This is a genomic window from Maribellus luteus (assembly GCF_003576475.1).
Classification (GTDB): domain Bacteria; phylum Bacteroidota; class Bacteroidia; order Bacteroidales; family Prolixibacteraceae; genus Draconibacterium; species Draconibacterium luteum.
In genome coordinates this window covers 1-12,845 of sequence record NZ_QWGR01000006.1, presented here as the reverse complement: position 1 = coordinate 12,845, position 12,845 = coordinate 1, and the positions used below count along the sequence as shown (strand labels likewise).

Here is a 12,845-nt window from a genome sequence, read left to right as displayed (position 1 = left end):
CATAGAAGTACGAAACTACAGCACAACCTCTATTTCTGCCTTGCTTTTGACACAGGCATTCCATGTTTGTTAAACCATGTAAACAAGTCTTTTTTCATGGCCATACTTAGTAAGGCAACGGTGTTATTCATATCGTATTCACTAATTTTATCTTTGGTGGCGTACTGACGTTTCAACCTGAAGTAATCAGCCAGAAAATCGGGATTTTCTTTTCGCAGCTGCTCAAATACCCAATAAGTTTTTCCCCAATGAATATTGTTTTTAGCACCTTTATCAAGCTCTTCTCCTTTGCCGGTCAATTCGCCCCTGATATCATAATTTTTCATATCCGGGTCGTATTTCATAGCACGTTGAATGGTTTGCTCAATACGTTTCAAGGCTTCTTCGCCGTAGCCCATATCCATCATAACAAGGTTGCCAACATACGTAGCAATGGGTTCATTCCAAACCTCGGCAAATGGCAACACCCATGAGTGCACTGATTCATGCGTCAGGAATTCAATCATGCTGTCTTCTTTATCCGGAAAGCCTCCCCACCAAACCGCAAGCGCAACAACAGAGCCACTCGAGAAACCGCCACCGCCAGTTGCCAGCAAAGTTATTTTTGATGCCATTCCCGGAGAAAGTGCGACACCCATTCTTTTCTCAATGTAAGGAAAAGAACGTTTGTATACATTAACCATGGCTTCTGCATACGGTTGCATATAATCATTGTAACTCAATTCAAATGTACCATGATCGTCGTTGTGTTCCAGGTCTTCAATACCTCTCGAATTGAAAGCTTTTAATGGATCGACACTTTTCCCGGAGGCAACCTCCTGCAATAATGGCACCCACATTTCTTTATTGATCGAATCGCGGGCACTGGGGTGATTTCCGGCTAAAGAACGCGACGATACCAGCAAGGTTCCTTTCCCTACTTTTTTGCGGGCCAACACCGCTTTATCAACGGCATCATGAATCAAAACTTCCCAGCTTGCAGGTTTTTCAAGTGACAGTACTGATGCCCCATTCGAAATAAATTCGCTTTGTGCAATTGCTTCCGATCCTATTAACGGTAATTGGGCAACACCGGTAAACCCGGCACCAAATGTTCGTAATAAATCGTTTTGCGATTTGCTGCTTTCGGTACCGAATATAACTACACCTCCTCCGTCGTGCAGAAAATCAGAAATTGTATTTAAATCTTTTTCGTTGTACGCAATCCGGTCATCACAATCCAGTAAAACGAGCAGGTTTGCATTCGAAAAATCGAAATTGTGTAAGTTACACCAGTTGGTTGCCCATTTTTGTCCGGGCAAATATTGCTGATGAAACCGGTTATCGGCATAAAACGAAAACTCGTGCGACAAATCGGTTACAACATGTATTCTATCCGCCTTCTTCAGCTTTTTATCTGCATTAGTACAGGCAACCTGAGCAATGCACATCATTATTAAAACATACTTAGTTATATTCATATTTTTCAGTAAAAAAAAGCCGTTCCCAAAAGGAAACGGCTCCCATTAATTTCTATGAAAATTATACTACTAAACGCTTAGCTGTCCTTCAGCGTTGGCATCTACAAGATTGCGTACTTTAGTGTTTCCTCCGCCGGCTGAGAAATCAGGTTCAACCGGTTTGTTTGTTTTCCATGCTCCACGTGTGAAGTCAGGAATTTCAATTGGTTTTGAGCCATTGGCGATCGACCATTCACTTAGAGGCCAAATACTACTCCAGGCTGCAGCATCGTATACATCCATATCAACCGGAAGCCCGTTGCGCAGGCAATCGATCAAACGCCAGTCCATGATAAAGTCCATACCTCCGTGTCCGCCTACTTGTTTGGCCATTTCGCCTACCCTGCGAACAATTTCCGGAGTATATTTTTCCTCCAGCTCTTTTCTTTTGGCCTCGTCAGCCACGCTGTGACCAAAAGCGATATGCTCCAAAGGCCATTTCTGGGCAAAACACTTGGTACCGCTTAACATATGTATTCTTGAATACGGACGGGGTGATGAAATATCGTGTTGAATAAGGATGGTTCTTCCCTTGTTGGTGCGGATCATTTGCATGTCCATGTTTCCGCGCATTTCCAGCCCCACAAACTGTTCAAAGAACGGATCTTCCTTCGCCTTTTCTTCTATTCTGTTTTTTAGCGTAAAATCGTTTGAGATCATGGCTGTCAGGTAATCCATTTTATCGCCACGGTTGATATTCATTGCCTGGCAAATAGGGCCAAGTCCGTGAGTTGGATAAACATTGGCCTGGTGGGTGTTCTCGCGCAAACGCCACATTTTGTAATAAGCACCATCCGACATTTGTTCGTCCTTCGGTTTGTTGAAATGCCAGTAATCCAAATCATGAATATAGGCACCCTCACCATGAATCAGGTCACCAAAAACACCCTGGCGAACCATGTTCAAAGTAAGCAGTTCAAAGAAATCGTAGCAACAGTTTTCGAGAATAACACAATGTTTTTTTGTACGTTCCGACGTTTCAACCATCTGCCAGCACTCGTCCATGGTTTTAGCAGCCGACACTTCCAGCGCAGCGTGTGCGCCACCTTCCATAGCAGCAATTCCTACCGGCACGTGCCATTCCCAGGGAGTAGCGGTATAAATCAAATCGCAGATTCCGTCTGCTGCCAGCTTTTTAAATTCAGTTTCGCTGCCAACATATTCTTTGGCTTTTGGCAAACCGGCTTCGGCAAGTATTTTTTGCGCTCCGTCAACAGCCGATTGTCTTACATCGCACAAGGCCACAATCTCAACGCCATCAATGTAAGTCATTCTTTTTACAGCACCCGAGCCGCGGTCGCCAATTCCAACAAAACCAACCCGCACTTTATCGAGTTTTGGTGCAGCATAACCACACATATTGAAATTCATGGCCGGAACACGCTCCGCTGATTCGCGGATGAATTTTACCTTTTCTTCATCCGATGTTGTGTTGCACGAACTCAACAAAGGAGTGGTTGCAGCAACACCGGCTCCCATACCAATGTGCTTCAGAAACGTTCTACGATTTGTACTCATTACAATAATAAATTATAGATATTATACAGAATATATGTCAAACTTATTAAATTTTTTCCAAAGATTACTTTAATCAATGAAAAAATTTATGACTTTTATACACCCTCTACTTGATTGCAGCGGCAGCCCAATCAGGAAAAACGGAAACGTCGATATCAAAAACCACCGTTCCCCAGAAATACATAATAAGGGTGGCAATAATAATCCCCGCAAGATTTAGCAGAAAACCGGTACGAACCATGTCTTTTACCTTGATCCGTTTGGTGCCGAAAATGATAGCATTGGGGGGCGTGGCTACCGGAAGCATAAACGCAAGCGAAGCCGCCAATGTAGCAGGAATCATCAACAACAGCGGGTTTATTTTTATGGTAGTTGCCAAACCTGCCAGAATCGGTAAAATCATTTCGGTGCTGGCCACATTGGAGGTTAGCTCAGTTAGAAACGACATTAGTGCAACATCAACAAAGGTAATGACAATGGGCTGTACATCCGCTAAACCGGCCATTTGCTGCCCAAACCAAACCGATAAACCCGATTCCACAAATCCTTCGGCGAGTGCAAATCCTCCTCCAAACAAAAGAATAATTCCCCAGGGCATCTTCCGGGTGGTTTCCCAATCCATGATCCGCTCCCCTTTTTGAGACCTTGAAGGAATCATAAAAAGTATCGAAGAAATGAAAATAGCCACTGTTCCGTCGTTGATATAGGAAGGGTTTTCGAACAATTGCGACCACCCAGGAATAACAAACGACTGAATACTAAACCCGCTTCGGAAGATCCATAAAAATGCCAGTATTGAAAAAAGCGCCAATACAATGCGTTCTTCAGTCTTCATTTTTCCCAAAGCCTTGTGTTCTTTTTTAAAATCATCGATTTGCAGTTTCTCCCAGCTTTTTTTGGGCTTGTACATAAAATAAAGCAGCAACCAGGCGATAATAAAAATCAGTACCGTAACCGGCAATGCAAAAATAAGCCAGTCGGCAAACGATATTTCAGGCATTTCAGGAAACATGATATCCACCACACTAACCAGCAAAGGATTGGGAGGTGTACCCACCAGCGTAGAAATTCCGCCAATGGAAGAAGAATAAGCAATACCCAGCAACAAGCCAATGGCATATTTCCCCATCTTCTTTTTCCCCAGGCTTTCTTCCAGTTTCATAATTATTGACAAAGCAATCGGCACCATCATCATCGCAGTTGCGGTGTTCGACATCCACATCGACAAAAAGGAAGTGGCGAGCATAAAACCCAGTAAAATCCGGCCCGGACTAATTCCGAAAAGAATCAGAATTTTCAGTGCAATACGCCGGTGCAAATTCCAGCGTTCCATCGCAAATGCCATCAGAAATCCACCAATAAAAAGAAAGATCAGGTGATTGAAATACATGGACGAAACCGTTTTTCCATCCACCACTCCCAAAAGCGGAAACAAAGCCACCGGCAACAAAGCTGTAACTGCCAATGGAATAGCCTCTGTGATCCACCACGCAGCCATTAACAGGGCAATTGCAAAACAATAAGTAACCTGTGGATTTCCGGGATCCAGATCAGCAAACAGAATAATGGATAAACTGATTAGCGGGGCAACTACCAATGCAAGGATCGATGATTTCTTTTTAGCCGGTTCAGCAAGTTTAGGCATAACAGATCGTTCAGTTTGATTTGCCATAAGTTAGTAAAAGATAAGTTATACATCAATAAAAGAGATAAAGACAATTGGAAATTTCTTCTCCACTTTCCAACAAAATCCGTAAGATCAAATGTAAAACGAATGGCTTCTGAGTTCCTTCTATGAAAAATATATATGAACGGAAATTTACTATTTACCGCTACATTCCTTATCTTGATTTAAATTATGTGCTAAAAACAAATCATACAAAAAACATTACCATGTACACTTATCGAGCAAAAGTTGACCGCGTTGTGGACGGAGATACACTGGACCTGGTGATCGATCTTGGATTTAAAATAACAACGCTTCAACGCATCCGGCTTCGCGGAATTAATACCCCTGAAACATACAACGTAAAGAAAGACAGCGAAGAATACAAAAGAGGAATGGAAGCAAAGGAATACGTACTTAAACGCATGGAGGAAAACAAGTACGAAGTGATGGTTGAAACCAATAAGGATGTGGGTAAGTTTGGGCGTTACATCGGGGTAATTCGTTTAGCCGACAGTTTGATAAGCTTAAACGACGATCTGGTGGAGAAAGGCCTTGCTGTTGTTGCGGAATATTGATCGGGACAATTGACAGAATAACATAAAACATTTTATCTTCGATCTGTCTTATAGTATTACAAGATTGATTCTTTTATGATAAATCAGACAAAACAATTTGGCACGGCTCCGGTATTTTTCACGGCAATTTCTACCATACTCGGAGCGATACTGTTCCTGCGTTTCGGATTTGCAGTCGGGACACTTGGTTTTTGGGGAGTTGTACTGATCATACTTTTGGGACATTTGGTAACCATTCCAACAGCTCTGGCTATTTCTGAAATTGCCACCAACAAGCGCGTGGAGGGTGGTGGCGAATATTTTATTATTTCACGGTCGTTTGGCTTAAACATCGGAGCCACCATTGGCATCGCATTGTTTTTTTCGCAAGCCATCAGTGTGGCTTTTTACACCATTGCCTTTACTGAAGCTTTTGAGTTCTTCTTTAATTTCCTCGCCAGCAAGTTTGATCTAATCCTGCCTCGTCAGGTGATCAGCCTTCCTGTAATGCTGGGACTGGCGGTTATGATCGTAAAAAAAGGCGCCAACCTGGGAGTAAAAGCGCTCTATTTTGTGGTGGCTATTTTATTTATTTCGCTGATCATGTTCTTTCTTGGTGACACCAGCCATGCTGCCAATGCCGACTATTCGCTGGCCGACAGTAAATTTCGCAACTCTGAAAGCTTTTTCCTGGTGTTTGCCATTATATTCCCGGCCTTTACCGGAATGACCGCCGGAGTTGGGCTTTCGGGCGATCTCAAAAAGCCGTCAAAATCCATCCCTCTCGGCACCATTCTGGCAACCTTTTCCGGAATGATCATTTACTTTTTTGTGATTTTCAAGTTGGCGGCATCGGCACCGGTTGAGGATCTGCTGAACAAGCAATTGGTGATGGGAGACATTGCCATTGCAGGAGCGGTAGTGATTCCCTTAGGGTTGGCAGCGTCGACTTTCTCTTCGGCCCTGGGGTCGTTTATGGTTGCCCCCCGTACGTTGCAGGCACTGGCTTTAGACAAAGCGTTCCCGTCGAAAAAAATAAACCTGTGGCTGTCGAGGGGAAATCCCAAAGACAATGAACCTCAAAACGCCTCGCTGGTAACTTCGGTTATTGCCTTTGTATTTGTGGCGCTGGGTAACGTAAACGCTGTAGCATCCATCATCTCCATGTTTTTTATGGTCACCTACGGATCGCTCTGTTTAATATCCTTTCTGAATCATTTTGGATCGTCACCATCGTACCGGCCTACGTTTAAATCGCGCTGGTACATTTCGCTGGTGGGCTTCCTGGTTTCGGGTTGGGTAATGTTTAAAATAAGTACGGCCTATGCCTTGCTGGCCATTGTGGTTATGACCTTGATTTACCTGTACATCAACCATTATCATAAAAACAGGAAGGGCTTTGCTTCCATTTTTGCCAATGCCATTTTTCAGCTGAACCGCGACATCCAAATCATGTTGCAGAAAAGACGGACAAAAGTATCGCAACAGGAATGGCGCCCGAGTGCGATCTGCATATCGAGCAAACCCATTCATAAAAACAAAGCCTTTCAGCTGCTAAACTGGATTTCGTATAAATATGGTTTTGGAACTTACCTGCACCTGATCGAAGATTATTATTCAAAAAATACGGTTAAACTGGCCGAGAAAAAGCTGTCTGACATTCTGGAGGCCATTAATGAAGTGGACAACTTTGTTTATGTGGATACCATCATTTCTCCGTCTTATACTTCGGCTATTTCGCAGGCCATTCAAATACCGGGTGTTGCCGGGATGGAAAACAACATGATCATTTTTGAATATGACAAGGAACAGCCCGACAACCTAAAAAAAGTGGTGGAAAACTTTGCACTGGTAAACAGCGGCAGGTTTGACATTTGTATCCTGGCCTGCTCCGAAAAGCCCATGAACATGCGAAACGGCATTCACATCTGGATCAACTCGCTCGACACCGAAAACTCCAACCTGATGATCTTGTTGAGCTTTATTATCCTGGGACACCCCGATTTGAAAAAAACGGAAATCAAAATCTTCGCACTTTGCAAAGAAAATGAGCTGAACACCACAAAAACCGAACTTAAAAACCTGATAATTCTTGGGCGGTTACCTATTAACGAGAAAAACGTAAGGGTGATACTACAACCTGCCGGTGTTTCGGCCAAAACAATTATTGCGGAACATTCGCAAAAAGCAGGCCTCACTCTTATTGGTCTTCGGGAAGAACTGGTAAAACACGGAAAAGAAGATCTGTTCAAGGGATACGATGATTTGGGAACGGTACTATTCGTTCATTCCAAAAACCAAAAAGCCATAGAATAAGCTAAAATTTCAAACTGTTTTTTTGTATTTTAAACCGACTGTACTGACATGGTTATTATGAATCAATTCAACGAATTTATCACACACCACATCGGGTTAAACACAGAGACATTCAGCAAAGTAGTTGTTTCTGTGCTGATCATTATTTTTCTTTCGGCGCTTCGCCTGCTGATCTTAAAACTGGTTTGGCGCCGCACCGAAGACGTAAAAGTGCGTTACCAGTGGAAAAGATCGCTCTCGATGACTTTGCCCTTTATCGGTTTGTTGATGATTGCGGCAGTATGGATTAAGGCTTTTGAGGAATTCGGGACTTTCCTCGGACTTTTTACCGCAGGTATTGCCATTGCACTGAAAGATCCGTTAACCAACCTTGCCGGCTGGCTTTTTATCATTTTCAGAAAACCATTCGGCGTGGGCGACCGGGTTCAGATTGCCGACAACGTAGGCGATGTTATCGACATCCGTTTGTTCCAGTTCACCATCCTGGAAATTGGAAACTGGGTGGAAGCCGACCAAAGTACCGGGCGCATTGTCCACATCCCCAACGGAAAGGTTTTTCTGGAACCGCAGGCCAACTACAGCGCCGGTTTTGAATACATCTGGAACGAAATAAAAGTAAACATCACCTTCGAAAGCAACTGGGAAAAGGCCAAAACAATACTGGAAGAAATCATTAACGAACTGGAAGAAGGCATTCCTGAAAAGGCAAAAAAAGAGATATTGGAAGCCAGCAAAAACTACATGATTTACTACAAACACCTCACTCCCATCGTTTACACCTCGGTAAAAGAATTTGGTGTGCGGCTGACCATTCGTTATCTCTGCCATCCGCGTACCCGCCGCGGTTCTGAAAACCAGATCTGGCAACGTATTTTAACAGCCTTTGGCACAGAAAAAGATATTCACTTCGCCTATCCTACCACGCGTTTTTTTACTGCGGGAGAATAATAGTTCCTCAAAATAGATTCTCTCCGAAAAACAATTGGTGCCTTAATTCCGTAAGAACTTATTATTTCACGCAGATTGCGCTGATTACCGCAAATTTTATTTCACTCAAATGGGTGAAATCATTTTCTGCGTAAATCTGCGTTATCTGTGGGCTGTTAAATTCCGCAAGCTGAATTAAGGTGACATAACACTAAGAAACGTTAAATCCAGCGTTTGGAAAAACAATTCCTTCCAAACGGGGTTTATATGAACAAAATTTCGTAAAAATCATTCACTTAATACCACTGACAATGCATTTCAAAAAAAACGAAGTTTTGATTGGTATTCTATTCGTACTTTTTACCCTCACACTTTCAGCCCAGGAAAAAACAAGCGACTTTGACAAGATCAAGGCAAAAGCAGCTGCCGAAAACAAAAACATTCTGCTCATTTTTCAGGGCTCCGACTGGTGTGCCCCCTGTATGAAACTGGAAAAGGAAATCTGGAGCTCGGATGAATTTAAACTTTACGCAGCCGATCACTGGGTGGTTTACAAGGCTGATTTTCCGCGTAAAAAACAAAACCAGCCCGACAGCGAACAGCTTACATTTAACAAGCATTTGGCCGAGAAGTACAATCCCAAAGGATTTTTCCCTTTTGTAGCCATGCTGGACAAAAACGGTAAGGTACTCGGGGAAACAGGATACAAAAAACTGTCGCCCGGGGAATACCTCGAACATCTGGAATCAATCAGCAAGAAATGATGCGTTTGGCATGGCCCATATTATTGGTTTTTCTGACCGGTTTTTCACTGGCCAATCAACCTTATAAACGCACGCTCAAATTAATGGGCAGCCGTTTTGAAATAACCGTAGTGGCCAACAGCGAAACCGAAGCCAACCAGTTTATGGATATGGCTGTTGAAGAAATTACACGCATTGAAAAACTGATCTCATCGTGGGATCCGAACTCCGAAACATCGGCCGTAAATGCCGCAGCCGGCAAAAAACCGGTAAAAGTTTCGCCCGAGCTTTTTAAGCTGATACAAAGAGCCATCAGTGTTTCAAAATTAACCGACGGGGCCTTCGACATCACTTATGCCTCCATGGATCGCATCTGGAAATTTGACGGCAGCATGAAAGAAATGCCATCAGAAGAAATGATCAAAGCATCGGTGGAAAAAGTCGGTTATCAGAACATTGTTCTGGATGAAGCCAACTCAACGGTTTTTCTGAAAAAGGAAGGCATGAAAATAGGTTTTGGCGCCATCGGCAAAGGTTATGCTGCCGACAAAGCCAAAGAGTTGCTGATTAGCAAAGGGGTTGTGGCAGGAATCATCAATGCCTCGGGCGATATGAACACCTGGGGTAAGCAGCCCAACGGAAAAGACTGGATGGTGGCCATTACCAACCCGATGGATAAAAACAAAGCTTTTGCCTTGCTTCCCATCGAACATGGGGCTGTGGTTACTTCAGGCGACTACGAAAAATATGTGAATTTCAATGGAAAAAGGTATGCACACATCATTGATCCCAGAACCGGTTACCCCGCCACCGGGATTATCAGTGCCACTGTTTTTGCGCCAAAAGCCGAACTGGCCGATGCGCTGGCCACTTCTGTTTTTGTAATGGGAATTGAAGCAGGTATCGACCGCATTAACCAGCTTCCGCATATCGAATGCATTATAGTAGATGATCAGGGAAAGATTCATCAATCAGAAAATATAAAAATTGAAACAGAATGAGAAAAAAACTTTTGGTATGGATGGTTGCAGGCCTTCTGCTTTTTAGTTCGTGTACCGTGCTAAAAGAGTATGAAAAGGTGAACATCAACGATCCGGACATGGCATTGAGCCAGCGTTCGATCGATAAATTTCAAAACAGTTTTCAATCGTACCGCGAAGCGGCATCAGGGGCCAACGGTGGCAAAACCGGCGGAGGATGTGGCTGCAACTAAATTCAGGTAGCATGAAAGTAGTACTGAGCTTATTTTTAATTCTTTTATCGGGCGCTTTACTGGCCCAATCCGAAACAGATAACAACGGGTCGTATAAAAAACGGGTCCTGGAAAGTGCCGAAGTCGAGTTCCTGATGAACTATTACGACCAGAGCGGAGAAAATGCGGCGGTTACCGGCGGAAAAGGAACCGAAGACCTGCAGGACCTCTCTCCCACTATCCTGGTTAGTGTACCGCTGAACGACGACGATGTACTGACAGTACAGGCAAATATCTCGGCTTATTCGTCGGCCTCGTCCAGCAACATCGACCCGTTTGACGGGAAAAAACCGGCCGATCCTTTTGTGGCAAGCAGCGGTGCTTCCAGAAGCGATGTATGGGTCAACGGCATTGTTGGATACAGTCACAGCTCCGACGACCGGAACCGTGTTTGGTCGGCTGATCTTTCGTTTTCTGCCGAGTTTGACTATACTTCGGTGGGCGGCGGCGGCTCCTATACCTGGTTGTTCAACGAAAAGAACACCGAATTCTCGCTTCACGGAAATGTTTACATCGACACCTGGAGCCTGATCTATCCGGTTGAATTACGGCCGTCGATGATTGGCGGAACTCCCGGAAATCAGTTGATACAGGGAATTCAGATACAGGGAAATTACCAGCCGCAATTTACGGAGATAAGCAGCAAAGGCAGGAACTCTTATTCGGCGGGATTTGGATTTTCGCAAATCCTATCGTCCCGGATGAATGCCTATTTGTCGGCTGATTTTATTCTCCAGGACGGTTTGCTTTCAACACCCTTCCACCGCATTTATTTCAGCGACGTGGAAGACGCCTTTGCCGAAAACTTTCACCTGGCTGAAGGCATTGAACGCTTGCCCAACTCGCGTTTTAAAACCGCATTGGGCGGCAGAATCAATTATTTTGTAAACGAGCGGATAACGCTCAGAACTTACTACCGCTATTATTTCGACGACTGGGGAATCAGCTCCAACACGGCAAGTATCGAAATCCCGGTAAAGATTACGGACAAATTCACGATCTATCCGTCGTACCGATATTACGATCAAACGGCAGCGGATTATTTTGCGCCTTACAACCAGCATCTGTCAACCGAACAATATTACACTTCGGATTACGACTTGTCGAAGTTTCATGCCAACAATTTTGGAATTGGGGTCTCCTATACCGATGTGTTTACCAGCAAGCACATTTACAAATTCGGGCTGAAAAGTGTCGATCTGAAATACAACAAATACGACCGGAACTCGAAGTTTAGCGCCTCGATGTTTTCGTTCGGGTTGAAATTTGTTTTTGACAACTAATCAGATAAAAATGAGTTCATTCGCATGCGGGGCTGAGGGATTGAGGGACTGATCAGTTCAAGGACTGAGGGATGGAAGGATTGAATGCAAGAATAAGCTGCAAGCCGCAAGCCACGAGCTACGAGCTACGAGTACAAAACTGCAACACAGCAACACAGAACTTCAGGCTATTGCTAAATTGTGAAACGGTTAAATTGCAGAGGGCATGGGGCAAAGGGCATGGAGGACAACTCTGACCCCTGAACTCTGAACTACAGGCTTCGAGCTGTGAGCTGTGAGCTTCGAGTTTTTCCCACGTACTATCCTTTAACTGAATACTGAGACTGTAAACTGCGACTGCAGCACCCCCTCCGTCATTCCTTCGTCGAAGCCTCCGGAATTCCTCGTCCCCCTCGAAAATGGGGACAAAGAAGAAGCGCTGCGAGCCACGAGCTTCAAGCTATTGGAAATTGAATATTTATCATTGAAAATTTTTCCGTTTCAATCCTTCAGTCCTTGCGAAGGCAATGCTAAAATGCATAAATGCTTTAATGCGGGAATAAGCTGCAAGTTGTGAGTTACGAGCTGCGAGTAGAATACAGCAACACGGCAGTACCGCAAAACCCTTCAGATTGCTTCTCCGTCCGTCGGCTGCCGGACGAATCGCAATGACGTCCGGTTTTGTTTTCGTTTGGCAGCGGACATAGGGTGTCGTAACCGGAAATTGTCAACTGCTGTCCGCTGCCGGAACACCTCCTCCTTGGTGACATGGCGAGCGTGCGAAGCCAGCTCTTTCGAAGAAAATTGTCAAACTGCAAAACTGTTAAATTGCACAGGGCATGGAGCATGGAGCATGGAGCATGGAGCGAAGGGCGAAGAGCTCAACTCTGAACTACTAGCTTCGAGCAAGATACAGCATCACAGCAATACGGCTGCACGGCAACACTGAGCCCTGAACTCTGAACGACAAGCTTCGAGTAAAATACAGCAGCAGTGCATCACCGAATTTTACAGCGAATACGAACGGACCCGAACAATTGTGGATTAAAGTCAATCAATGATCAAAATTTTTAAAACAAATATCGCGGAGTAAAAAACAAACTAC

General features: G+C 44.2%; 10 protein-coding genes. 7 read left to right on the top strand and 3 right to left on the bottom strand.

The window, feature by feature from the left end; genetic code table 11:
- Positions 1–29: 29 nt before the first annotated feature.
- The 3 genes from D1614_RS11960 to D1614_RS11950 all read right to left on the bottom strand — a co-directional run bounded on the left by D1614_RS11960 (position 30) and on the right by D1614_RS11950 (position 4,662).
- Positions 30–1,460, bottom strand: coding sequence for a hypothetical protein (locus tag D1614_RS11960; RefSeq protein WP_147384187.1), 1,431 nt, complete (start codon positions 1,458–1,460; stop codon positions 30–32).
- A 69-nt stretch (positions 1,461–1,529) separates the two neighbouring features.
- Entirely contained in the window at positions 1,530–3,017 is a 1,488-nt protein-coding gene (locus D1614_RS11955) for a Gfo/Idh/MocA family protein (protein ID WP_119438181.1), read from the bottom strand.
- Positions 3,018–3,123: 106 nt separating this feature from the next.
- Positions 3,124–4,662: an SLC13 family permease gene (locus D1614_RS11950; RefSeq protein ID WP_119438392.1), complete on the bottom strand. Its 1,539-nt coding sequence runs from the start codon at positions 4,660–4,662 to the stop codon at positions 3,124–3,126.
- 149 nt (positions 4,663–4,811) lie between these two features.
- Here D1614_RS11950 and D1614_RS11945 point away from each other — a divergent pair, with 149 nt between their 5' ends.
- From D1614_RS11945 to D1614_RS11915, 7 genes are all read left to right on the top strand, one after another.
- Positions 4,812–5,261, top strand: a complete 450-nt coding sequence (locus tag D1614_RS11945) for a thermonuclease family protein (RefSeq protein ID WP_119438180.1) — start codon at positions 4,812–4,814, stop codon at positions 5,259–5,261.
- A 75-nt stretch (positions 5,262–5,336) separates the two neighbouring features.
- A complete protein-coding gene (locus D1614_RS11940; protein WP_119438179.1) occupies positions 5,337–7,556 on the top strand; it encodes an APC family permease in 2,220 nt (739 codons plus the stop codon).
- A 57-nt stretch (positions 7,557–7,613) separates the two neighbouring features.
- On the top strand, positions 7,614–8,504 hold the full coding sequence (locus tag D1614_RS11935; protein ID WP_119438391.1) for a mechanosensitive ion channel family protein: 891 nt from the start codon (positions 7,614–7,616) through the stop codon (positions 8,502–8,504).
- Positions 8,505–8,794: 290 nt separating this feature from the next.
- Positions 8,795–9,247: a thioredoxin family protein gene (locus tag D1614_RS11930; protein ID WP_119438178.1), complete on the top strand. Its 453-nt coding sequence runs from the start codon at positions 8,795–8,797 to the stop codon at positions 9,245–9,247.
- Entirely contained in the window at positions 9,244–10,227 is a 984-nt protein-coding gene (locus tag D1614_RS11925; protein ID WP_119438177.1) for an FAD:protein FMN transferase, read from the top strand. The genes D1614_RS11930 and D1614_RS11925 overlap by 4 nt, the downstream gene beginning before the upstream one ends.
- On the top strand, positions 10,224–10,439 hold the full coding sequence (locus tag D1614_RS11920) for a DUF4266 domain-containing protein (RefSeq protein ID WP_119438176.1): 216 nt from the start codon (positions 10,224–10,226) through the stop codon (positions 10,437–10,439). Before D1614_RS11925 ends, D1614_RS11920 begins: the two co-directional genes overlap by 4 nt.
- 11 nt (positions 10,440–10,450) lie before the next feature.
- On the top strand, positions 10,451–11,761 hold the full coding sequence (locus D1614_RS11915) for a DUF3570 domain-containing protein (protein WP_119438175.1): 1,311 nt from the start codon (positions 10,451–10,453) through the stop codon (positions 11,759–11,761).
- Positions 11,762–12,845 lie beyond the last annotated feature (1,084 nt).

Coding starts and splice junctions, on each gene's coding strand:
- D1614_RS11960 (WP_147384187.1), bottom strand. CDS start 1,460: ATGAATATAACTAAGTATGTTTTAATAATGATGTGCATTGCTCAGGTT.
- D1614_RS11955 (WP_119438181.1), bottom strand. CDS start 3,017: ATGAGTACAAATCGTAGAACGTTTCTGAAGCACATTGGTATGGGAGCC.
- D1614_RS11950 (WP_119438392.1), bottom strand. CDS start 4,662: ATGCCTAAACTTGCTGAACCGGCTAAAAAGAAATCATCGATCCTTGCA.
- D1614_RS11945 (WP_119438180.1), top strand. CDS start 4,812: ATGAAAAATATATATGAACGGAAATTTACTATTTACCGCTACATTCCT.
- D1614_RS11940 (WP_119438179.1), top strand. CDS start 5,337: ATGATAAATCAGACAAAACAATTTGGCACGGCTCCGGTATTTTTCACG.
- D1614_RS11935 (WP_119438391.1), top strand. CDS start 7,614: ATGAATCAATTCAACGAATTTATCACACACCACATCGGGTTAAACACA.
- D1614_RS11930 (WP_119438178.1), top strand. CDS start 8,795: ATGCATTTCAAAAAAAACGAAGTTTTGATTGGTATTCTATTCGTACTT.
- D1614_RS11925 (WP_119438177.1), top strand. CDS start 9,244: ATGATGCGTTTGGCATGGCCCATATTATTGGTTTTTCTGACCGGTTTT.
- D1614_RS11920 (WP_119438176.1), top strand. CDS start 10,224: ATGAGAAAAAAACTTTTGGTATGGATGGTTGCAGGCCTTCTGCTTTTT.
- D1614_RS11915 (WP_119438175.1), top strand. CDS start 10,451: ATGAAAGTAGTACTGAGCTTATTTTTAATTCTTTTATCGGGCGCTTTA.